This window comes from Nocardioides allogilvus (genome assembly GCF_003047285.1).
Taxonomy (GTDB): domain Bacteria; phylum Actinomycetota; class Actinomycetes; order Propionibacteriales; family Nocardioidaceae; genus Nocardioides; species Nocardioides allogilvus.
On the sequence record NZ_PZYX01000008.1, the window covers coordinates 109,129 to 129,816 of the forward strand.

Genomic DNA, 20,688 nt, shown 5'->3' on the forward strand with positions numbered 1-20,688 from the left:
GCCGATGTTGCGGACCTTGTTCAGGTCGGTGGTGATTTCGACAGCCACGTCTGTGTCTCAGTCCCTCGAAAGTAGATGGGTGCGGTGGGTCACGGCGTACGGCGAGGCGTTGGCCTCGCCGTACGCCGTGGCAATCACCAGCGGTAGTGGGCGAAGGCCTTGTTGGACTCGGCCATCTTGTGCGTGTCCTCGCGCTTCTTCACAGCGGCACCGAGGCCGTTGGAGGCGTCGAGGATCTCGTTCATCAGGCGCTCGGCCATCGTCTTCTCACGACGGTCGGCGGCGTAGCCCACGAGCCAGCGCAGGGCGAGCGTGGTCTGACGGTTGGTCTTGACCTCGACCGGCACCTGGTAGGTGGCGCCACCGACGCGGCGGGACTTGACCTCGATGGCGGGCTTGACGTTGTCGAGCGCGCGCTTGAGCGTGACGACCGGGTCGGAACCGGTCTTCTCGCGGCAACCCTCGAGGGCGGTGTAGACGATGCGCTGGGCAACAGCCTTCTTGCCGTCCTGGAGGACCTTGCTGACGAGCTGGGTGACAACCTGCGAACCGTAGACCGGGTCGACGACGAGAGGCCGCTTCGGGGCGGGACCCTTGCGAGGCATTACTTCTCCTTCTTCGCGCCGTAGCGGCTGCGGGCCTGCTTGCGGTTCTTGACACCCTGGGTGTCGAGCGTGCCGCGGATGATCTTGTAGCGGACACCGGGAAGGTCCTTCACACGGCCGCCGCGCACGAGCACGATCGAGTGCTCCTGCAGGTTGTGACCGACGCCCGGGATGTAGGCCGTGACCTCGACGCCGGAGCTCAGACGCACGCGGGCGACCTTGCGGAGGGCGGAGTTCGGCTTCTTCGGGGTGGTCGTGTAGACGCGGGTGCAGACGCCACGGCGCTGCGGGGATCCCTTGAGGGCAGGTGTCTTGCTCTTGGACACCTTGTCCTGGCGGCCCTTGCGGACCAACTGCTGAATGGTGGGCACCGAGTGGTTCCCTTTCTTTTCTTTGATCTCTCGCAACAGCACTCTGCCGAGGCGGGTCGTGTCGGGAACAGCCGCCGTGAGGCGGAAGGTGCCCGGCTGGTGTCTGGGCCTATTCAGGGCAGGCCTGAAGGCAGGCCAAACACGAGGAGTCAATCTACCGGGGTGCCAGAGCCCGGTCAAAACGTCGCGGGAGGCCGTCGGACCGCACTCACGCGAGCTGTCCGGGGGCCGCCGGCTGCGGCACCGGCCGCGCGTGCAGCCCGGCGATGGTGGCGCCCTTCGACCGGGCGAACAGCAGACTTGCCACGCCGATCCCGGCGATCGTCAGCAGGCCGCCGAGGATGAGGGTCCAGCGGGCGCCGAACGCCTCCCCGATCCAGCCGATCACGGGCGCTCCGACGGGGGTGCCACCCATGAAGATCATCATGTAGAGCGCCATCACGCGCCCGCGCACGCCCGCGTCGGTGTGCACCTGCATGTAGGCGTTGGCACTGGTGATCAGGGTGAGCGCCGAGAGGCCGATCAGCGGGGTCAGCAGCGCGAAGGTGAGGTAGGAGGGCATCAGGCCCGAGAGCGTGACCAGGGCGCCGAAGACGATCCCGGCCCAGATCACCAGGCGCTGGCGCACGAGCTCACGCCGGGCAGCCAGCAGCGCGCCGCTGAGCGAGCCCACCGCCAGGAAGGTGCCGAGCAGGCCGTACTGCATGGGGCCCTTGTCGAAGACCTCGGTCGCCATCAGGGCGCTGGTCATCTGGAAGTTGAGCCCGAAGGTGCCCGCGCTGAACACGATGGCCAGGATCAGCAGGAGGTCGGACCGGGCGCGGACGTAGGCGAAGCCCTCCCGGATCGCCCCGGGGCCTCGGTGGGTGAGCGCGGGCGAGTCCAGCTGGCTGGGGTCCATGCCGCGCAGCGCGAGGACCGGCGCGACGTAGGACACCGCATTGATCAGGATCACCCAGCCGGTGGCGGCCGCTCCCCCGCCGAACGCCGCGATCAGCAGCCCGGCGACGCCGGGGCCGACCAGGCGGGCGGCGTTGAAGCTCGCGGAGTTGAGGCCCACCGCGTTGGTGAGGTCGGCCGGCTCGACGATCTCGGAGACGAACGACTGGCGCGCCGGCGCGTCGAAGGCCGCTCCCAGGCCGAGGACGAAGGCCAGCACGTAGACGTGCCAGACCTGGGCCGTGCCGGTGACGGCGAGCAGCCCGAGGACCAGCGCCGGCACGGCCATCGCGACGTTGGTGATCTGCAGCAGCAGCCGCTTCGGCATGCGGTCGGCGACCAGGCCGGAGAGCGGGCCCAGCAGCAGGAACGGCAGGAACTGCAGTCCCGTCGTGATGCCCAGGGCGGCGCCGGAGTTGGCGGTCAGCTGGAGCACGAGCCAGTCCTGGGCCACTCGCTGCATCCAGGTGCCGGTGTTGGACACGACCCCGCCGGCGGCGTACAGGCGGTAGTTGGGATTGCGCAGTGAACGGAAGGTGGGACTCAAGACGGTGTTCGTGCTCCTGGGGGTCAGTCGGCCTGGGACAGGCGATCGAGGATGGGGGCCGCGCGGCGCAGGACGTCGCGCTCGTCGGCGGTCAGGTGCTTCAGCTGGACGGCGAGCCAGGCGTCGCGGCGCTTGCGGTCGGCCAGCAGCGTGGCGCGCCCCAGCGCGGTGATCTGGACGACGACCTGGCGACCGTCGGTCTCGTGCGGACGTCGGGTGACGTAGCCGCCGTCCTCCAGGCCGCTCACCGTCCGGGTCATCGACGGCGGCTGGACCTTCTCCGCCCGGGCGAGCTCGCCCACGGTCTGCGCGTCGCTGCGGTGCAGCAGCCCCAGGACGACCATCGAGCCGATGCTCAGCTCGTTGTCCGGGTGGCGCTCGACAGTGAGCCGCCGGCGCAGGCGCATGACCGACGTGCGGAGCTCGGCGGCGAGACCGGCGTCGGTGCGGGAGACGGCTTCTACAGTTGGCATGTCGTTAGCATAGCTCATTAGTCATGCTAACTATTCCGGCGTGGCAGCGGCCCCGCCGGGCCGTGCCGGGGTCTCAGCCGACCCAGGAGGAGATCGGGCTGATCGCGAAGTAGAGGACGAACATCGCGGCCACGATCCACATCAGCGGGTGCACCTCGCGGGCCTTGCCGCGCACGAGCTTGATCAGGACGAAGGCCAGGAAGCCGGCGCCGATGCCCGCGGAGATGGAGTAGGTGAACGGCATCAGGACGATGGTCAAGAAGGCCGGGATCGCGATCTCGAGGTCGTCCCAGTCGATGCCGCGGACCTGCTGCATCATCAGGAAACCGACGAGCACGAGCGCGGGGACGGCCGCCTCGTTGGGCACGATCTCGACCAGCGGGGCGAACGCCGTGGCCAGCAGGAACAGCACGCCGGTGACGACCGAGGCGAGACCGGTGCGCGCGCCCTCGCCGACGCCGGTGGCGCTCTCGATGTACGACGTGTTGCTGGAGACGCTCACAGCACCACCCGCCGCCGCGGCGATCGAGTCCACGATCAGGATCCGCTTGGTGTTCGGCGGGTTGCCGTCCTCGTCGAGGAGCCCGGCCTCGGCGCCGATCGCGGTCATCGTGCCCATGGTGTCGAAGAAGTCGGCGAGCAGCAGCGTGAAGACGAGCAGCACGACGGTGACGACACCGGCGTTCTCCCACGAGCCGAGCAGGTTGAAGTTGCCGAGGAGGGCGAAGTCGGGGACGTCGAGGACCTTGTCCGGCAGCGCGGGAACGTTGAGGTTCCAGCCGGTGGGGTTGACCCCGCCGTCGTCGGTGAAGGTCGGGCCGACCTTCGCCACCTTCTCGACGATGATCGCGATCACGGTGGTGATCGCGATGGAGATCAGGATGGCGCCCTTGACCTGACGGACGTAGAGCGCGACGACCAGGACCAGCCCGATCACGAACACGAGGACCGGCCACCCGGCGAGCTGGCCGGCGACGCCGAGCTCGACGGGGACGGGACCGACACCGGTGCGGCGGACGAACCCGGCGTCGACGAGGCCGATCAGGGCGATGAACAGGCCGATGCCCACGGAGATGGCGATCTTGAGCTGGGCGGGCACGGCGTGGAAGACCGCTTCGCGGAAGCCGGTGAGCACCAGCAGCAGGATGATCAGGCCCTCGATCACGACCAGGCCCATCGCGTCGGACCAGGTCATCTGGCTGGCGACGGAGAAGGTGACGAAGGCGTTGAGCCCGAGCCCGGTCGCGAGGGCGAGCGGGTAGTTGGCCACGACCCCCATCAGGATCGTCAGCACGCCTGCGGCCAGCGCCGTGGCGGCGGCGACCTGGGCGAAGGTGCCGATCGAGTCGCCGTTGATGTCCTTGCCGGCGAGCAGGATGATCGGGTTCAGCACGATGATGTAGGCCATCGTCAGGAACGTCACGACGCCGCCGCGGATCTCGCGCGGGACGGTCGAGCCCCGCTCGCTGATCCGGAAGAAGCCGTCGAGGCCGCCTGTGGTCGTGGGGGTCTTGGTGCTGGTCTTGTCCGTCACGCGGCTGAGTCTGGCAGACCCTCGGGGTAACGTGGCGGTGTGGAGCTGAGGGACGACCAGACGACGCAGCACGAGATCGGCAACCGCACCTACATCGTGGCCGACGTCGAGCCGCTCGACGTCGACGGTGTGCGCACGGTCGAGGTCGGGGTCGGCGTGTGGCTGGTGGCGTTCATCGCCCTGCTGCCGTTCTACGGCGCCCTGCAGGACAGCGGGCGCACCTGGTGGCTGTGGACGTGCCTGGCCGGCTTCGGTCTCGGCCTCTTCGGCCTCGAGTACTGCCGCCGTCGACGCAAGGCCCGCGCCGAGCTGGTCGACCCGTGACCCTGCCCCCGACCCGGTGGGAGCTCGCCGGCGAGGACAACCGCTTCTACGGCCTGCACTTCGACGCCCTGGTGCGCGAGGGTGCCGACGTCGCGGGTGAGGCGCGCCTGGCCGACGCACTCGTCGCTCGTCACGCCCGGATCCTCGACGTCGGCTCAGGGATGGGCCGGATCGCCGCGGCGCTGACCGCCCGCGGCCACGACGTGGTCGCGACGGAGCCCGATGCCGCCCTGCGCGCACAGTCGCAGGCGGCGTACGCCGATGTGCCGGTGCTGCCCCACGAGGCCCTCGCGATCCCGGCACTCGAGCCCTTCGACCTGATCGTCGTGGTGGGCAACGTGTTCATCTACCTCGGCGAGGGCACCGAGCGCGCCGTGCTCGCGCACCTGCGCTCGCTGCTGGCGCCGGGCGGTCGGATCCTGGCGGGCTTCCACCTGACCGGGATCAAGAGCGGCAGCCGGACCTACCCGGCTGACGAGTTCGTCGCCGACGTGTCGGCCGCCGGGCTCACCGTGGACTGGCGGTTCGGCAGCTATGAGCTGCACGCACCCAACGACGACTACGCCGTGTGGGTGCTGAGCGCCGACTAGAGCGAGACGAACTCGTCGTCGGTGAGCGTGTCGAAGACGTGGTCGGGCACCGGGACGGGCTGCTGCTTGCGGGCGAGCTTGACCTCGGAGTGGGCGCCGCAGCCGTGGTTGAAGGTCACGACCTTGCCGTCGTCGTTGGCGTTGCCGTTGGCGCAGACGCCGAACGTGTCGGAGAGCGGACCGGCGAGCCGGACCAGGAAGCCGCACGACCAGCAGGTGTCGGGCGCGCTCTTGGCCAGCAGCGACTCGGGACCGCCGTCGCCGGCGTACCAGCGCTCGGCAGCCAGGTCGCGGCCCTCGACGGACAGGGTGCGGACGCGGCCGAGGCCGAGGTCCTTGGCGACCTGGCGGACCTGGGCCTTGGCGTCGGCATCGAGCGGGTCGTCGCCGAAGGAGTAGGTGGGGACCAGGCGCACGTCCTCGTCCTCGACGGGCAGCAGGTCGCCCGGGGAGAGGTCGCCCGGCTGGAGGCGCTCCTTGTAGGGAACCCAGGACGGCGCGACGATCGCCTCGGCACCGGGCAGCAGCACGGCCTCGTTGAGCGTGGGCTTGCTGGAGTCGGCGTCGCGGGTCAGCGTCACCGACCAGTGCCAGCCGAGGTAGCCGGCTCGCTTGCAGACGAACGTGTGGGTCACCACGAGGTCGTCCTCGCGGTGGACGTCGAGGTGGTCTCCGACGTCGGAGGGGTCCGCTTGGTCGAGAAGGACGGCTCGCGCGTCCTCGACGGCCGCGGCCAAGATGGCGTCGGGCGAGGTCTCGTCGAGGTCAATCACCCGCGCATCATCGCAAACGTCGGGCCGGTCTGTCAGTTCGCCCTGCCATCCGGACGCCTGCTGCACGTCCCGGGCCCACCCACACGGCAGGATTGGCCCATGACCTCCGAGCACGAGCCGCCGTCCGACGCCACCGCATCGGGTCGGCTCGCCGGAGCGGGCCGGGGTGTCCGCGCAGCCGGTCGGGGTGTCGGTCGCGGCGTCGCCGGCGCCACCCGCGTCTCCGGGCGCGCGGGGAGATACACCGTCCAGCAGGCGCGGCGCGCGGCCCGGGCCGAGGGCGCCGGCGAGTCCGGCCTCTCGCGACTGATCGGGCTGCACGCCTTCAACGCGGCGGGCGACGCGGCCGTCGCGATCTCGCTCGCCGGCACGCTCTTCTTCCAGGTCCCGACCGGCGAGGCGCGCGGCCAGGTCGCGCTCTTCCTCGCCCTGACGATGCTGCCCTTCGCGATCGTCGCGCCCCTGATCGGGCCGTTCCTGGACCGCTTCAGCCACGGCCGCCGCTGGGCCATCGGCTCCACGATGGCGATCCGCGCCTTCCTGTGCTGGGTGCTGGCGACGGCCGTCGCGACGGACTCACGCTGGTTGTTCCCCGCCGCTCTCGGTGTCCTGGTGGCGTCCAAGGCGTACGGCGTGACGCGGGCCGCCGCCGTACCCCGCCTCGTCCCGCCGACCCTGACGCTGGTCAAGGCCAACGCGCGGGTCTCGCTGGCGGGGATCGTGGGGGCCGCCGTCTCGGCCCCGATCGCCGTCCTCGCCGCCACCGCCGGCTCGGAGTGGTCGCTGCGCTACGCCTTCGTCGTCTTCGTGATCGCCACCGTGTGGGCGATCCGGCTGCCGTCGCGGGTCGACTCCAGCGTCGGTGAGGGGACCCTGGTCCTCATGCCGGCGGCGCGGGACCGCCGACCCGAGACGCCGGGCAAGCGCCCGCGGACCCGCATCCCGGTGGCCGTCGCCTTCGCCCTGCGGGCCAACTGCGGCCCGCGGTGGCTCTCGGGCTTCTTGACGATGTTCATGGCCTTCCTGCTGCGCGACAACCCGATCGGCGACTGGAAGCCCGAGGTGCTGCTGGGGCTCGTCATCGGCGCGGCCGGCCTGGGCAACACGCTCGGCATCACCCTCGGGTCACTGCTCAAGCGCATCGACCCGGCGCTGACCGTGGTGCTGGCGCTGGTCGCCGACGCGGTGGTCGTGCTGGTGGCGGCGCTGTTCTACGGCCTGGTCCCGCTGGTCGCCCTCGGCCTCACGGCCGGGCTCGCGCAGTCGCTGGCCAAGCTCTCGCTCGACTCGACCATCCAGCGCGACGTCCCCGAGCGCATTCAGGCCAGCGCCTTCGCGCGCTCCGACACCACGCTGCAGCTGGCGTGGGTGGTCGGCGGCTTCGTCGGCATCGCGATGCCGCTGATGCCGCGACTCGGGCTCGGCATCGCGTGCGCCGTGCTGGCGGCGTGGGCGATCTTCGTGTTCGTCAGCCGCCCGAGCCGGATGGGCACGTCGCCCGGTGGCGCCTGAGCCGTCGGGTCAGAGCTCGAGCTCGTCGGCCAGCGCGCGCAGCAGCTTCGCGGTCGGCTTGGCGGTCTTGGCCTCGGGCGCGCGGCCGTGGCGGTAGGTCTCACCGACACCGTCCAGCAGCCGGATGATGTCCTCGACGATGGTGACCATCAGCTCGGGGTCCTTGCGCTGCGAGGTGCGCTTGTTGCGGCTCACCGATGCCGGCTCGTCGACGACCCGGACCTGGAGGGCCTGGTCGCCGCGTCGACCCTGGGCGATGCCGAACTCGACACGGGTGCCGTTCTTGATCGTGGTCATGCCCTCGGGCAGCGCGTCGGCGTGCAGGTAGACGTCCGGGCCGCTGTCCTGGGACAGGAACCCGAATCCCTTGTCGGCGTCGAACCACTTCACCTTGCCACTGGGCACGGTCTGACCTCTTCTACTCAAACGATCACCGCGACGGTGGTCGCGATTGCGGGCAAAGCCTAGGCGGACGTGCCGATCACTCGCCAACCGATTGGCGCAGGGCCTCGTTGAGCGAGCCCGAGCGGAAGCCACGGGGGTCGAGCTCGGCGGCATCGAAGCCGGCGGCGTGTACGGCGTCGAGCACCGTGCGGCGTACGGCATCGTCGGTGAGGGGGCCGGCGACGAGCGTCGCGTCGACCTCGAGCGAGGCCCGCTCACCCAGGTCCCGCACGCGCAGGTCGCGGGCCTCGAGGCCGGCCGCGGCCAGCGCGGACCGGACGCCCGCCTCGGCGCGCTCGACCCGGGCGAGGCGGTGGGGCGTGACCTCGATGCCATAGGCGACGCGCGAGGACAGGCAGGCGGCGGCGGGCTTGTCCCAGGTCGGGAGGCCCCAGCGGCGTGAGGCGCGGCGGACGTCGTCCTTGGTCAGGCCCGCGTCGAGGAGCGGCGTCACGGCCCCGCGCTCGGCCGCGGCGCGGATGCCCGGGCGGAAGCCGGCGACCGCGTCATCGGCGTTGGTGCCGGTGGCGACGTGGGCGATGCCGCGCCCAGCGGCGAGGGGCCCGAGGGTCTCGATCAGCTCGGCCTTGCAGAAGTAGCATCGCTCGCCGTCGTTGGCGCGGTAGCCCTCGCGGTCCATCTCGTGGGTGCGGGGGGTGAGCAGCTCGACGCCCAGTGAGGTCGCGAAGTCGCGGGCCGGGTCGCGCTCGACGGCAGGCAGCGAGTCGGAGTAGCCGGTGCCGGCCACGACGTTGTCGGGCCCCAGGGTCCGGGCGGCGGCGGCGAGCAGCAAGGCACTGTCCGCTCCCCCGCTGAAGGCGACCAGCACGGAGCCGAGCTCGCGCAGGCGCTCCTCGAGCGCGGCCAGCCGCAGGTCGAGGACGTGCTCGTCGAGCCAGGCGGGGAACTCGTCGAGGCTGTCGAGGACGACGTGGGTGCCGGCCGCGAGCAGCGCCTCGCGGGTGCTGCCGCCGGTGAGCACCGAGACGCTGATGACGCCCGCGGCCAGGGCGCCCTCGACGTCGTGGACGTGGTCACCGACGTAGACGGACGCGCCCTCCTGGCGGAGCACGTCGGCCTTGCCGACGCCCCAGACCGTCCCCTCGAGGTGGTCGATGTCGAACCCGAGGTGGTCGACGTGGCGCTGCGCATTGGGAGCGAACTTGCCCGTCACGACCACGACCCGGCCGCCGTGGCGGCGGACCGCTGCCAGGGCTTCGTGGGCGCCGGCCAGGGCGGGCACCGGGAGGATCGAGTGGTCGACGTAGAGCTCGCGGAAGCGGGTGATGGCGGGCTCGATCGCCTCCGCCGCGAGGTGCGGGGTGAGGATGAGGTCGAGCGGCGGGCCGAGGTTCTGGGTGAGCTCGACGACGGGGAACTCGACGTCGAGCTCGTGACCCAGCGCGACCAGCGTGGCTGCGAACCCGGGCACGGTGTCGATCAGGGTCATGTCCAGGTCGAAGCCCACCACGAGTGAAGGGGCGCGAGACGACATGCAGCCAGCGTAGATCCCCTGTGCACGAGGCTTTGATTCCCCACCATCCGGCTGACACCATGGAGGGTTCCGCGCCACAATGGCGTGCTCTGACCTGCACGAACGACGCAAGGACCCACGTGACACCGACCGCACCGAGTGCCGTTGCCCGCGCAGCCCGTGTGCTGTTGCCGGGCCTCGTCGCGGCCGTGACCGTCGCCGCCACCATGACGTCCGTGCCCTCCCTCGCGAGCGAGGGCGAGGTCCCGAGCCTGCAGCTCGTGACGTTGACCGGGCCGGGCACCTCCGCCTCGACGGCCGACGCCGCCGTCCTGACGGCCCGCCAGGACGCCGTGCTCGCGAGCATCGACTCCCCCGAGACGACCTACCGCTGGACGACGGCCCTCAACGGCTTCGCCGCCCGGCTGACGCCCGAACAGGTCACGGCCCTCGAGGCCCACGACGAGGTCGCGACCGTGGAGGCCAACTCCGTGCTGCCCATGGCCGGCCGGATCACCTCGACCGGTGCCGTGTCCGCGCAGGCTGAGCGCGTCAGCGGTCGAGCCGGCTCGGGCGTGGTGATCGGCTTCGTCGACTCCGGCCTCGCGCCCGACTCACCGCTGTTCACCGACGTCCCGGGCCTGGGCGCCGACCTGCCCAGCTATGCCGGGGAGTGCACGACCGGCGAGGGATGGTCCTCCTCGTCGTGCAACCGCAAGGTCGTCGGTGCCGGGTGGTGGGTGGCCGGCTTCGGCGCCGACCGCATCCGCTCGTCGGAGAGCCTGTCGGCGCTCGATGTCATCGGCCACGGCACCCAGGTCGCCTCCGTCGCGGCCGGCAACTCCGACGTCTCGGTCCGGCTGAACGGCCGCACCATGGGCAACTTCGGCGGCGTGGCTCCCCGCGCCCGGATCGCGCCCTACAAGGCGTGCTGGGCAGCGCCCGACCCTGCTGACGACGGGTGCGCGACCGCCGACGTCGTCTCCGCGATCGACCGCGCCACCGCCGACGGCGTCGACGTCCTCAACATCGCCGTGGCCGGCCCCTCCTCGATCGACACCGTCGAGCGGGCGCTGCTGGGTGCTGCCGAGGCCGACGTCGTCGTCATCGGTGCCGCCGGCAACGCCGGGCGCTCGGCGTTCGCCGGCCACACCTCCCCGTGGGTCACCACGGTCGGCGCCACCCGCGGCAGCACGCTGCGCGGCCAGGTCTCGGTCGTGCGCGGCCCCCGCCTCACCGGAGCCAGCCGCTCTCGCCGCGCCGTCGGCCCGGTGCGTCTGGTGCTCGGCGCCGACGCGGTAGCCGCAGGTGCGCGTCGCCGCGACGCACGGCAGTGCCGGCCCGGTTCGCTCGACGCCCGCCAGGTCGCCGACCGTGCCGTCCTGTGCGTGCGCGGCGGCATCGGCCGCGTCGACAAGTCCGAGGCCGTCGCACTGGCCGACGGCGTCGCGATGGTGCTGGTCAACGACCGCCCCGGCGGCGTGATCGACGACTTCCACAGTGTCCCGACGGTCCAGCTGACCCAGGGCGACGGCCAGCGGCTCACCCGCTGGGTCCGCCGGCACGACCGCACGGTGGTGCGCCTCGCCGGCGTCGCCCCCGAGCGTGCCGCTGCTCGGGCCGCCGGTTGGTCAGCCTCCGGTGACTCCCGATCCACGCTGCTCAAGCCCGACATCGTCGCCGTCGGTGAGGGGGTGCTCGGCGCCGTACCCGGCTCGTGGGCGCTGTTCTCCGGCACGTCCGCCGCGACCGCGCGCGCCAGCGGCCTCGCCGCCCTGCTGCGCTCCGAGCACGACTGGTCGGCTCCGGTCGTCCGCTCCGTGCTGACCACGACTGCCCGACCGCTCGCCGGCGCCCCGACCCTGAAGCAGGGGGCCGGACAGGTGGGGTCACTGCGCCGGGCCGGGCTCGCCCTCGACGTCCGCTCCGGCGACTACCGGCGGGCCCTCGACGGCACGTCGTGGCGTGACCTCAACGTCTCCTCCCTCGTCATCCGCCGCGGCGGCACGGCCGTTCGGCGCGTCACCAACCTCGGCTCGCGCGCCGAGTACTTCTCCGCGCAGGTCCAGGGGTTCGCCGGGCACAGCGTCCGGACGACGCCGGTCGCGCTGCGCCTCGCCCCGGGCGAGACGGCCACGGTGCGCATCACCGTCACTGGTCCGAGCGGACCGACCAGGCTCGACGACGGCTGGATCGTGTGGCGCGGCGCCCGCGGCTCCGAGACGCGCCTCCCGGTCGCGATCACCCGCTAGGGCACTCAGGCCTCGCGGCGCACCGACATCTGGCGGTCGCCGAACGAGACGACGTCACCGTCGACGAGGGTGGCGGGCTTGCCGGCCGTCAACGGCCGGGACACGCCCTGGCGCATGAGCACCGACCCGTTGGTCGAGCCACGGTCCATCACGACGAGCACGCCGTCGGGGGCCGGCCCGAACTGGGCATGGGTCTTGGAGACCGACATGTCGGCCGAGGTGAGCGGCACGAGGTGGTGGACCTGTTCACCCGAGCGCGGCTCGGGACGCCGTCCGACCAGCGCAAGGCCCTCCACCACGAAGGACTCGCCGTTGTCGAAGGTGACCCGCCAGCGCGGGCCGGCCGGTGCGACGCCCGGGATCGTCCGGACGGCCGTGCGGCCGTCGTCGCCCGGCGGGCGCTGGGCGGGCGGGCGTCGGGCAGGCGGAGCGGGCGGAGCCGGCGGCTGCTGCACCGGGACCTGGGGCGCCAGGACCTGGGGCGGGAGTGCCGTGCGGCGCGTGGAGAGCTCCGGGTTGACCCGGCGCGGGGGCGCCGGCGGCTCGACCGGCGGGGCCGGGATCAACCGCATGGCAGTCAGGTTGACCACGTGGCGCGGGCCCTCGTCCACCTCCTCGACGAAGGGATCGACCGGGCGCACGTCCACGACGACGGAGTGCGCGAGGTGGTCGTGCCAGCCGCGGCGCTGCCGGCCCCGGTCCTCGACGGCCGTCCAGGCCAGCGTCGCCAGGCCCAGGGCGAACGTCGGGACGGACGCGACCGCGAGGACGAGGGATCGCAGCAGGGCACGACCGACACCGATGGGGGTGCCGGTTCCGTGGTGGACCACCCGGAGGCCGACCATCGCCTTGCCCGGCGTGTTGCCGCTGACACCGAGGACGACGGCGCCGGCGACCCACATGAGGGCCATCACCACGGCGCCCGCTCCCACCGCCGTCCACCCGTCGTCGGCGAGCACCCACGTGCCGAGACCCGCCGCACCCACCACGACCCAGCCGATCAGCCGGTCGATGAAGAAGGCATGGAACCGTCGCTCGAGCTCGGCGATCGGATACATCTCGGCTGCCCGGTGCTCGGTCATCGTCGGTCCTGCTGCATTCACGCGTTGGTCGTCTGGATGGTGACCCCGTCACCGAGGTCGAGGATCGCGCCCGGGATGAGGGAGACGGCGATGCCGGCCTGGAGGTCCTCGGGCGGCAGGCCGGGCTGCACCAGCACGGTGCCGTTGGTCGAGCCCATGTCGGTGACCACGGCCATGCCGTGGTCGGCGCCCGCACCGGGGCGGATCTCGAGGTGGGTCGAGGAGATCTCGTGGTGGGGGCTGGGCACCGTCACGAGGTGCGGCTGGTCGCTGGATGCGAAGCGGCGAGCCTCCGGCGCCCGTCCGACCAGGATGACGCGGTCGACGTCGACGACGTCGCCGGTGGAGAAGACCAGCTTGGCGACGGGGCGAGCGACGACCGCCGGCGCCACCTCCTGACCGGGGATCCCGATCTGGGGCCGCTCGAACTCCTGGACCGGGGTGCCGATCGTCGTCTGGCCGTCATGGTCGACGGCCGGCTGCTCGCCGGTCGGGGTGGGGTCGTCGCCGCTGGGGGCACCGAAGGTGAGGGGCGCCTGCGCGGGCTCCTCGGGCTCGGGCGTCAGCTCGGGCGTCGGTTCCGGCTCGGGCTCGGGCGTCGGTTCCGGCTCGGGCTGCGTCGGCTCAACGGGCGCGCTCGCGGCGCCGGCCTCGCCGAACTGCACCGCGGAGGCGCGCGCGACACCGGCGACCAGTGCGAGGTCGGACTGCTCGCTCGTGGCGCCGACGCTGATGCGCCCCCCGGTGACGCCGTCGAGCGTGCGCTCGGTCCACAGCAGGTCGGTTTCGTGCGCGACGGCGACCTCGCCGCTGGGAGTGTGGAAGGTGGCCGTGACGTCGCCGCGGACCAGCACGCGGGTGCGGTCGCCGTGGCCGACGAGGGCGAAGCCGGACAGACCGCTCAGGCCGCCGGCCACGAGACCGTCGAGCACCGCCTCGAAGGTGGCACCACTGTCGGCGAGGTCCCACAGGCCGGCCACTCGCGCACGGGCGTCGGCGGGGATCAGGGCCGTGACCTGCTCACCCACGACGGCATACCAGTCACCGGCGGCGAAAGTCCTCGTGCGTGCGGCGTCCTCGGTCACGGTCGGGCCCCCAGCTTGTCTTCGAGACTCGCGAGCTGGCGCTCGGAGTCGTAGGAATCGTCGTGCACCAATCCCACCACATCCACGACGACGGCCGTCGCGTTGTCGCGGCCCCCGGCGTCGAGGGCGGCCTGCACCAGTGCGTCGGCGGCATCGCGTGGGTCGTGGATGCGCTCGAGGATGTCCTCGATCACCGCGTCCTCGATCATGCCGCTGATGCCGTCGCTGCACAGGAGGAGTCGTTCGGCCGCCGCGAGCGGCAGCAGGAAGAAGTCGGGGGCCACGCCCTCGGGGCTGCCGAGCGCCCGGGTGATGACGTGGCGCTCGGGGTGGACGGCCGCCTCCTCGGGGGTGATCTCCCCCGCCTCGATCAGCTCCTGGACCACCGAGTGGTCGACGCTGACCTGGTCGAGCGTGCCGTCGTTGAAGCGGTAGATCCGGGAGTCGCCGAGGTTCACCAGCATCCACAGCGTGTGCTGCTGGTCCTCGACGAGGACGGCCGCGACACAGGTCGTGCCGGCGTGCCAGCGCGGGTGCGTGCCGCGCTGCGCCTCGGCGTACTGCAGGATCCGGACCTGTGCGCGCGAGAGCGTCTCGGCGACGACCTCGGCACCGCGCTGCGGGTCGTAGCCCTCCTCGGCGAGGCGGGCGAACTCCTCGACCACGATCCGGCTGGCGACGTCGCCGCCCGAGTGTCCGCCCATCCCGTCGGCCACCACGAACACCGGCGGCGCGACGAGGAAGGAGTCCTCGTTGATCTTGCGCACGTGCCCGACCTCGGAGGCGGACCCGTGGTGCAGATCAACCGGCTTCATGCCCAGCCCTCACGCTCGTCGACGATGAGCCGCGGCAAGGGCTCGGCGAGTAGCGTAGAAGGGATGTCTACCCAGGAGCAGGCGCCCCCGCGGACGCTGGCAGACCAATTGCGCCGATGGCCCGATGAGCGGCTGGCGGCGCTGTTGCGGATGCGTCCGGATCTCGCCACTCCTGCACCTCATGATTCCGCGCAGCTCGCGTCTCGCGCCGCAACTCGCTCGTCCGTCCTCAGGGCGCTCGACAACCTCAGCCGGCTCGAGCTCTCCGTGCTTGATGCCCTCGTGGTTGCCAACCAAACCACCCAATCCGAACTTCTCCGGATCGTTCACGCCGATCCTGCCGCCACGGAGGCCGCGACCGAGCGACTGGTCGACCTCGCCCTCGTCTGGGAGTCGCCCGGAGGGCTGCGTCCGCTGAGCGGTGTCGGCGAGGCGCTGCGGGGCGACGAGTCCGCGGGCGTCAGCGGCCTGCGGCCGATGTCCGCCGAGCCCGGGACCCCCGAGGTGGTGGCGGCGCGGCTGGAGGCGATCAGTCCGCGTGCCCGCGCCCTGCTCGAGCACGTGCTCGCCAACGGCGGCGAGGGCACCACGGGCAACGCCCGGCGCACCGTGTCTGCCGCCGACGCCGCGACCCCGGTCGAGGAGCTCATCGCCCACCGGCTGCTCATCCCCCGCGACGGGGGCGTGCTGGTCCTCCCCGGGGAGGTCGGGATCGCGCTGCGCGGCGGTTACACGACGACGTCGCCCCGTGACGAGGTGCCCGAGCTGGCGACCAGCGAGCGCGACCCCGCCCTGGTCGACCGGACCGCCGGCGGTGCCGCCTTCGACGTCGTACGGCGAACGGAGCTGCTCCTCGACCACTGGGGCCTGGAGCCTCCGGCGACCTTGCGCAGCGGCGGCCTCGCCGTGCGCGACCTGAAGGCGACCGCCTCCGAGCTGCAGGTCAGCGAGCCCGAGGCCGGGCTGCTCATCGAGGTCGCGTCGGCGGCCGGGCTGCTCACTTCCGCCGCCGACCCGGACGGCAGCGAGGTCTGGCTACCGACCGACGCCTTCGACACCTGGGCCGCTGGCTCGACCGCCGAGCGGTGGGCGACGCTGGCGCTGGCCTGGCTCGACACCACCCGGCTGCCGAGCCTGATCGGCGCCAAGGACCCCGGCGGCAAGACGTGGAACGCGCTGGCTCCCGACCTGTCGAGCGTGATGGCCCCCGAGGCACGCGCCCTCGCGCTGGCCCAGCTGGCCGACCTCGCGCCGGGACTCGTCCTGGCGACCGGCACGGGCGTGCCCTCGCTCGTCGAGCGGGTGGCGTGGCTGCGGCCGCGGCGTCCCTCGGTGCACCGCGACCTCGTCGCGGCAGCCGTCCACGAGGCCGGTCTCCTCGGGCTGGTCGGGGCCGGCGGACTCTCGACGGCCGGCCGGGCCGTCCTCGCCCACGACCACGACGCGGCGCTGGCGGCGATCACCCCGCACCTGCCGCACCCCGTCGACCACGTCCTCCTGCAGGCCGACCTGACCGCGGTCGCCCCAGGACCGCTGGAGACCGAGCTCGCCCGCACGCTCCACCTCCTCGCCGACGTCGAGTCCCGCGGCGGCGCGACCGTCTACCGGTTCACCAACGGCTCGGTGCGGCGCGCCTTCGACGCCGGCTGGTCGGCGCTCGAGGTGCACGAGTTCGTCGGGTCGGTGTCGCGCACCCCGATCCCCCAACCGCTGACCTACCTCGTCGACGACGTGGCGCGGACCTTCGGCACGGTCCGGGTCGGGCACGCCGAGGCGTTCCTGCGCGCCGACGACGAGGCCGCGCTGACCGAGCTGCTGCACCACCCGAAGGCCAGCACCCTCGGGCTGCGCCGGATCGCGCCGACGGTGCTGATCTCGAGCGTGCCCGTCGACGTGCTCCTCCCGAGGCTGCGCGGGCTCGGCGCCGCACCCGTCGTGGAGGCACCCGACGGGACCGTGCGCGTCGCGCGCCGCGACCTGCTGCGTGCTCGCCGACCGCGCTCCTCGCGCACGCGCGGCGCCGCGCAGGCCCGCGCCCAGGCCACCGTCGCCTCCGTCGTCACCGCCATCCGCAGCGGCGACCGCGCGACGGCGAGCCGGCCGACGTCACCCACGATCGCCACCACCCCGTCCAGTGCGCTCGCAGCGCTGCGCGAGGCGATCGAGAGCCGCGAGACCGTCGTGATCGGCTACGTCGACAACCACGGCGCCAGCTCCGACCGCGTAGTCGACCCGCTGCGGCTCGAGGGTGGCCAGCTGATGGCGCACGACCACCGCAGCGACGACGAGCGACTCTTCGCCGTACACCGCATCACGACCGTCACGCCGCTGTCCGCACCGCAACCGTAAGGTGGTCAGGTGGACTTCATCCGGTACGCCGAGTCGGCGGCGGCGCTCCTCAACGCCGACCTGCCCGACGTCGACGCGCTGCTGGACCACCTCTCCCGGCGTGAGTGGCTGCACCCGACGGTGGTCGAGGACGACGTGACCGCGCTGCACGGCTTCCAGTCGGCACTGCGGCCGGTCTTCGAGGCCTCCGACCGCGGTGACGTCGGCTCCGTCGTGTCCACCATCAACGCGCTGCTGATCGAGCACCCCGTGACGCCGATGATCAGCGACCACGACCCGGACGACCTGCACATGCACGTCGCCAACCGTGCCGCGTCGGTCTCCGAGCTGCTGATCAGCGAGTCGCTGATGGGCTTGGCCAACCTCGTCTGTGACCTCGGCGCGACCCGCCTCGGGATCTGCCAGGCCGTGAAGTGCGATCACGTCTTCGTCGACACCTCCCCCAACCAGTCCCGCCGTTACTGCTCGGAGCGGTGTTCCTCGCGGGCCAACGTTGCGGCGTACCGCGCGCGACAGAAGGCTGCCGCCTCGTGAATGACGGACCCCTGATCGTCCAGAGCGACAAGACGCTGCTGCTGGAGATCGACCACCCGCGCGCGAGCGACGCTCGCAAGGCCATTGCGCCCTTCGCCGAGCTCGAGCGCTCTCCGGAGCACATCCACACCTATCGGCTGACACCGCTGGGGCTGTGGAACGCGCGCGCCGCGGGCCACGACGCCGAGCAGGTGGTCGACGCGCTGCTGTCGTTCAGCCGCTACGCCGTGCCCCACGCGCTGCTCGTCGACATCGCCGAGACGATGGGCCGCTACGGCCGATTGCGGCTGGAGAAGCACCCGACCCACGGCCTCGTCCTCAGCAGCACTGATCGCCCCGTGCTCGAGGAGGTGCTGCGCGCCAAGAAGATCGCGGGCATGCTCGGCAACCGCATCGACGACGACTCGGTCGTCGTGCACTCCAGTGAGCGCGGCAACCTCAAGCAGGCGCTGCTCAAGCTCGGCTGGCCGGCGGAGGACTTCGCCGGCTACGTCGACGGCGAGGCCCACCCGATCGCGCTCGACCAGGACGGCTGGGAGCTCAGGAAGTACCAGCAGGAGGCGGCCGAGTCGTTCTGGCACGGTGGCTCCGGCGTCGTCGTCCTGCCCTGTGGCGCCGGCAAGACCATCGTCGGCGCGGCCGCGATGGCCCAGGCCCAGGCGACCACACTGATCCTCGTCACCAACACCGTCAGCGCCCGGCAGTGGAAGGACGAGCTGGTCAAGCGCACGTCCCTGACCGCCGACGAGATCGGGGAGTACTCCGGATCCGTCAAGGAGGTCCGACCGGTCACCATCGCGACGTACCAGGTGCTCACCACCCGCCGCAAGGGCGTCTACACGCACCTCGAGCTGCTCGACGCCCGCGACTGGGGCCTCATCGTCTACGACGAGGTGCACCTGCTGCCGGCGCCGATCTTCCGGATGACCGCCAACCTTCAGGCCCGCCGCCGGATCGGCCTGACCGCGACGCTCGTGCGCGAGGACGGTCGCGAGGGCGAGGTCTTCTCGCTGATCGGCCCCAAGCGCTACGACGCCCCGTGGAAGGACATCGAGGCGCAGGGCTGGATCGCGCCCGCCGACTGCGTCGAGGTCCGGGTCACCCTGCCCGAGGGGCAGCGCCTCGCCTACGCCGTCGCCGAGCCGGAGGAGCGCTACCGGCTGGCGTCCTGCACGCACGCCAAGATCGATGTCGTACGGCGACTGGTGGACCAGCACGAGGGCCAGCCGACTCTCGTGATCGGCCAGTACCTCGACCAGCTCGACGAGCTCGCGGAGCTGCTCGGGGCGCCCGTGATCAAGGGCGAGACCCCCGTCAAGGAGCGGCAGCGGCTCTTCGACGCCTTCCGCTCCGGCGAGGAACCCCTGCTCGTGGTCTCCAAGGTCGCCAACTTCTCCATCGACCTGCCGTCGGCAGAGGTGGCGATCCAGGTCAGCGGATCCTTCGGCTCCCGCCAGGAAGAGGCGCAGCGCCTCGGCCGGCTGCTGCGACCGAAGGGCGAGGGCAAGTCCGCCCACTTCTACACCGTCGTCTCGCGCGACACCGTCGACGCCGACTTCGCCCAGAACCGGCAGCGGTTCCTCGCGGAGCAGGGCTACGCCTACCGGATCATCGATGCCGCCGACCTCGACACCACTCGCTGAGCGCTGGCCGCTGCGGACGATCCTCGACGTCCGCGACGACCTGCTGGTCGCGTGGGACCGCCCGGGCTACCACGACCTGCGACACCTGGTCGAGGTCCTCGACCGGCTCGAGGACCTCGACCGGGCGGGCGCCGCGTTCGACAAGGTGCCGGTCGTGCTCGCGGCGTGGTTCCACGACGCGGTCTACGACGGGCAGCCCGGGGCGGAGGAGCGCTCCGCGCTGCTCGCGTCGGCCTCCCTGCCTGACCCACCGGCGGCGGAGGTCGCCCGGCTGGTGCGGATGACCGAGCACCACCAGGCCTTCCCCGACGACCTCAACGCCGCGGCCCTGAGCGATGCCGACCTCGCGATCCTCGCGGCCGACCCGGACCGCTACGAGCGCTACGCGAGCGACGTACGCATCGAGTATGCGCACGTCCCGGACGCCGACTTCCGGGCCGGGCGGGCGGCCGTGCTGACCGACCTGCTGGCCGGTCCGTCGCTCTTCCGCACCCCGCAGGGCCGGGACCTGTGGGAGGACCGGGCGCGAGCCAACGTGCTCGCGGAGATCGAGCGGCTGACCGGCGCCTGGCCGCAGACCTAGACCAGGTCGCCGAGCTGGACGAACATCGTGAAGCGGTCGGGCCGGAAGGCGGTCCGGGAGACGTTGACGACCTTGTCGCCGCACAGCGCGCGGCGGGAGAGGTGGAGCACCGGCGCACCGGGCTGGAGCTCCAGCAACGCCGCCTCGTCGGCGGTGGCGCCGTCGGCGGAGATCGCGTCCTCGGCCCACGTCGGGCGCAGGCCACGCTCGTCGAGGGCGTCGTAGAGACTGGTGGGCATCCCGCTCTGCAGGAAGCCCGGCAGCAGGACCTCGTTGAGGTAGGCGTCCTCGATGCACACCACCTGCTGGTCCGCGCGCCGCAGCCGCTTCCAGTGGATGACGGCATCGCCCGGTGAGATGTCGAGGGCCCGGGCCACGCCGGGACCGGCCTGCTCGCGACGGGCCAACAGCGTCTGCGACTCCGGCAGCAGCCCGCGCACCTTCATGTCCTCGGTGTACGACGACAGCCGACCCACCCGGCGACGCGGGTGCGCGACGAAGGTGCCGCGACCGGGCACCCGCTCGAGGAGCCCCTCGGTGACCAGCACGTCGAGCGCCTGGCGGACCGTCATCCGGGCGACCCCGAACCGTGCGACCAGCTCGCGCTCGGAGGGAGCGGCGGAACCGGGAGTGGCCTCGGCCACCAGTGACCGGACGTATTCGCGGACCTGGACGTGCTTGAGCCCGCTCTCGGCGAGCCTCACGTCCACTGTGTCCACCGCATGAGACTAGGACGGGTGTCCGGGTCGCGCACCGGTT

Annotated in this window: 20 protein-coding genes; 8 read left to right on the plus strand and 12 right to left on the minus strand. The window is 72.2% G+C overall.

Translation table 11 applies throughout. The features are described from left to right. Window positions 1–134: 134 nt before the first annotated feature. The 5 genes from rpsG to C9J87_RS13195 form a co-directional block, all read right to left on the minus strand. Window positions 135–605, minus strand: coding sequence for a 30S ribosomal protein S7 (gene rpsG / locus C9J87_RS13175; RefSeq protein WP_010831696.1), 471 nt, complete (start codon window positions 603–605; stop codon window positions 135–137). Beyond that, window positions 605–976 (minus strand): 30S ribosomal protein S12, encoded by a 372-nt coding sequence (gene rpsL / locus C9J87_RS13180; RefSeq protein ID WP_010831695.1) that lies wholly within the window; start codon window positions 974–976, stop codon window positions 605–607. Before rpsL ends, rpsG begins: the two co-directional genes overlap by 1 nt. Before the next feature lie 208 nt (window positions 977–1,184). Beyond that, the gene (locus tag C9J87_RS13185) at window positions 1,185–2,462 is read right to left on the minus strand and encodes an MFS transporter (protein ID WP_107705736.1); all 1,278 of its coding nucleotides are present in this window, start codon (window positions 2,460–2,462) and stop codon (window positions 1,185–1,187) included. Window positions 2,463–2,485: 23 nt separating this feature from the next. After that, window positions 2,486–2,935, minus strand: a complete 450-nt coding sequence (locus C9J87_RS13190) for a MarR family winged helix-turn-helix transcriptional regulator (protein ID WP_010831693.1) — start codon at window positions 2,933–2,935, stop codon at window positions 2,486–2,488. 73 nt (window positions 2,936–3,008) lie between these two features. After that, window positions 3,009–4,469: an NCS2 family permease gene (locus tag C9J87_RS13195; RefSeq protein WP_107705737.1), complete on the minus strand. Its 1,461-nt coding sequence runs from the start codon at window positions 4,467–4,469 to the stop codon at window positions 3,009–3,011. A gap of 39 nt (window positions 4,470–4,508) precedes the next feature. On the opposite strand from C9J87_RS13195, the gene C9J87_RS13200 reads away from it, so the two are divergent. Together C9J87_RS13200 and C9J87_RS13205 are read left to right on the plus strand one after the other, a co-directional pair. Next, window positions 4,509–4,793: a DUF2530 domain-containing protein gene (locus C9J87_RS13200; protein ID WP_232820043.1), complete on the plus strand. Its 285-nt coding sequence runs from the start codon at window positions 4,509–4,511 to the stop codon at window positions 4,791–4,793. Continuing rightward, window positions 4,790–5,383 carry a class I SAM-dependent methyltransferase gene (locus tag C9J87_RS13205; RefSeq protein ID WP_198652348.1) on the plus strand — a complete coding sequence of 198 codons (594 nt, stop codon included), beginning with the start codon at window positions 4,790–4,792 and terminating at the stop codon, window positions 5,381–5,383. Before C9J87_RS13200 ends, C9J87_RS13205 begins: the two co-directional genes overlap by 4 nt. On the opposite strand, the gene C9J87_RS13210 is transcribed toward C9J87_RS13205, so the two are convergent. After that, a complete protein-coding gene (locus tag C9J87_RS13210; RefSeq protein WP_036490055.1) occupies window positions 5,380–6,156 on the minus strand; it encodes a DUF3027 domain-containing protein in 777 nt (258 codons plus the stop codon). The two genes, C9J87_RS13205 and C9J87_RS13210, sit on opposite strands and share 4 nt — an antisense overlap. Window positions 6,157–6,255: 99 nt before the next feature. Here C9J87_RS13210 and C9J87_RS13215 point away from each other — a divergent pair, with 99 nt between their 5' ends. After that, a complete protein-coding gene (locus C9J87_RS13215) occupies window positions 6,256–7,668 on the plus strand; it encodes an MFS transporter (protein ID WP_107705738.1) in 1,413 nt (470 codons plus the stop codon). Between the two features lie 9 nt (window positions 7,669–7,677). Here C9J87_RS13215 and C9J87_RS13220 read toward each other — a convergent pair whose 3' ends face one another. Then, on the minus strand, window positions 7,678–8,073 hold the full coding sequence (locus C9J87_RS13220) for a cold-shock protein (RefSeq protein WP_036490054.1): 396 nt from the start codon (window positions 8,071–8,073) through the stop codon (window positions 7,678–7,680). Window positions 8,074–8,149: 76 nt separating this feature from the next. Further along, a complete protein-coding gene (locus C9J87_RS13225) occupies window positions 8,150–9,607 on the minus strand; it encodes an HAD hydrolase-like protein (RefSeq protein ID WP_036490053.1) in 1,458 nt (485 codons plus the stop codon). Window positions 9,608–9,726: 119 nt separating this feature from the next. On the opposite strand from C9J87_RS13225, the gene C9J87_RS13230 reads away from it, so the two are divergent. Next, on the plus strand, window positions 9,727–11,838 hold the full coding sequence (locus C9J87_RS13230; RefSeq protein WP_198652349.1) for a S8 family serine peptidase: 2,112 nt from the start codon (window positions 9,727–9,729) through the stop codon (window positions 11,836–11,838). A gap of 5 nt (window positions 11,839–11,843) precedes the next feature. On the opposite strand, the gene C9J87_RS13235 is transcribed toward C9J87_RS13230, so the two are convergent. From C9J87_RS13235 to C9J87_RS13245, 3 genes are read right to left on the minus strand one after another with little or no spacing between them, the layout of a single operon-like run. Beyond that, window positions 11,844–12,920, minus strand: a complete 1,077-nt coding sequence (locus C9J87_RS13235; protein WP_107705740.1) for an RDD family protein — start codon at window positions 12,918–12,920, stop codon at window positions 11,844–11,846. Between the two features lie 17 nt (window positions 12,921–12,937). Continuing rightward, on the minus strand, window positions 12,938–14,005 hold the full coding sequence (locus C9J87_RS19690; protein WP_157953196.1) for an FHA domain-containing protein: 1,068 nt from the start codon (window positions 14,003–14,005) through the stop codon (window positions 12,938–12,940). After that, on the minus strand, window positions 14,002–14,820 hold the full coding sequence (locus C9J87_RS13245; protein ID WP_107705741.1) for a PP2C family protein-serine/threonine phosphatase: 819 nt from the start codon (window positions 14,818–14,820) through the stop codon (window positions 14,002–14,004). The genes C9J87_RS19690 and C9J87_RS13245 overlap by 4 nt, the downstream gene beginning before the upstream one ends. Before the next feature lie 63 nt (window positions 14,821–14,883). Between C9J87_RS13245 and C9J87_RS13250 the strand changes: the two genes are divergently transcribed. From C9J87_RS13250 to C9J87_RS13265, 4 genes are read left to right on the plus strand one after another with little or no spacing between them, the layout of a single operon-like run. After that, window positions 14,884–17,169: a helicase C-terminal domain-containing protein gene (locus C9J87_RS13250; RefSeq protein ID WP_107705742.1), complete on the plus strand. Its 2,286-nt coding sequence runs from the start codon at window positions 14,884–14,886 to the stop codon at window positions 17,167–17,169. A gap of 9 nt (window positions 17,170–17,178) precedes the next feature. After that, complete coding sequence (locus C9J87_RS13255) at window positions 17,179–17,703, plus strand: CGNR zinc finger domain-containing protein (RefSeq protein WP_107705743.1); 525 nt, start codon at window positions 17,179–17,181, stop codon at window positions 17,701–17,703. Continuing rightward, window positions 17,700–19,346, plus strand: coding sequence for a DNA repair helicase XPB (locus C9J87_RS13260; RefSeq protein ID WP_010831677.1), 1,647 nt, complete (start codon window positions 17,700–17,702; stop codon window positions 19,344–19,346). The genes C9J87_RS13255 and C9J87_RS13260 overlap by 4 nt, the downstream gene beginning before the upstream one ends. Then, window positions 19,318–19,929 carry an HD domain-containing protein gene (locus C9J87_RS13265; protein WP_232820044.1) on the plus strand — a complete coding sequence of 204 codons (612 nt, stop codon included), beginning with the start codon at window positions 19,318–19,320 and terminating at the stop codon, window positions 19,927–19,929. Before C9J87_RS13260 ends, C9J87_RS13265 begins: the two co-directional genes overlap by 29 nt. On the opposite strand, the gene C9J87_RS13270 is transcribed toward C9J87_RS13265, so the two are convergent. Continuing rightward, window positions 19,926–20,648, minus strand: coding sequence for a GntR family transcriptional regulator (locus C9J87_RS13270; protein WP_232820045.1), 723 nt, complete (start codon window positions 20,646–20,648; stop codon window positions 19,926–19,928). The two genes, C9J87_RS13265 and C9J87_RS13270, sit on opposite strands and share 4 nt — an antisense overlap. Window positions 20,649–20,688 lie beyond the last annotated feature (40 nt).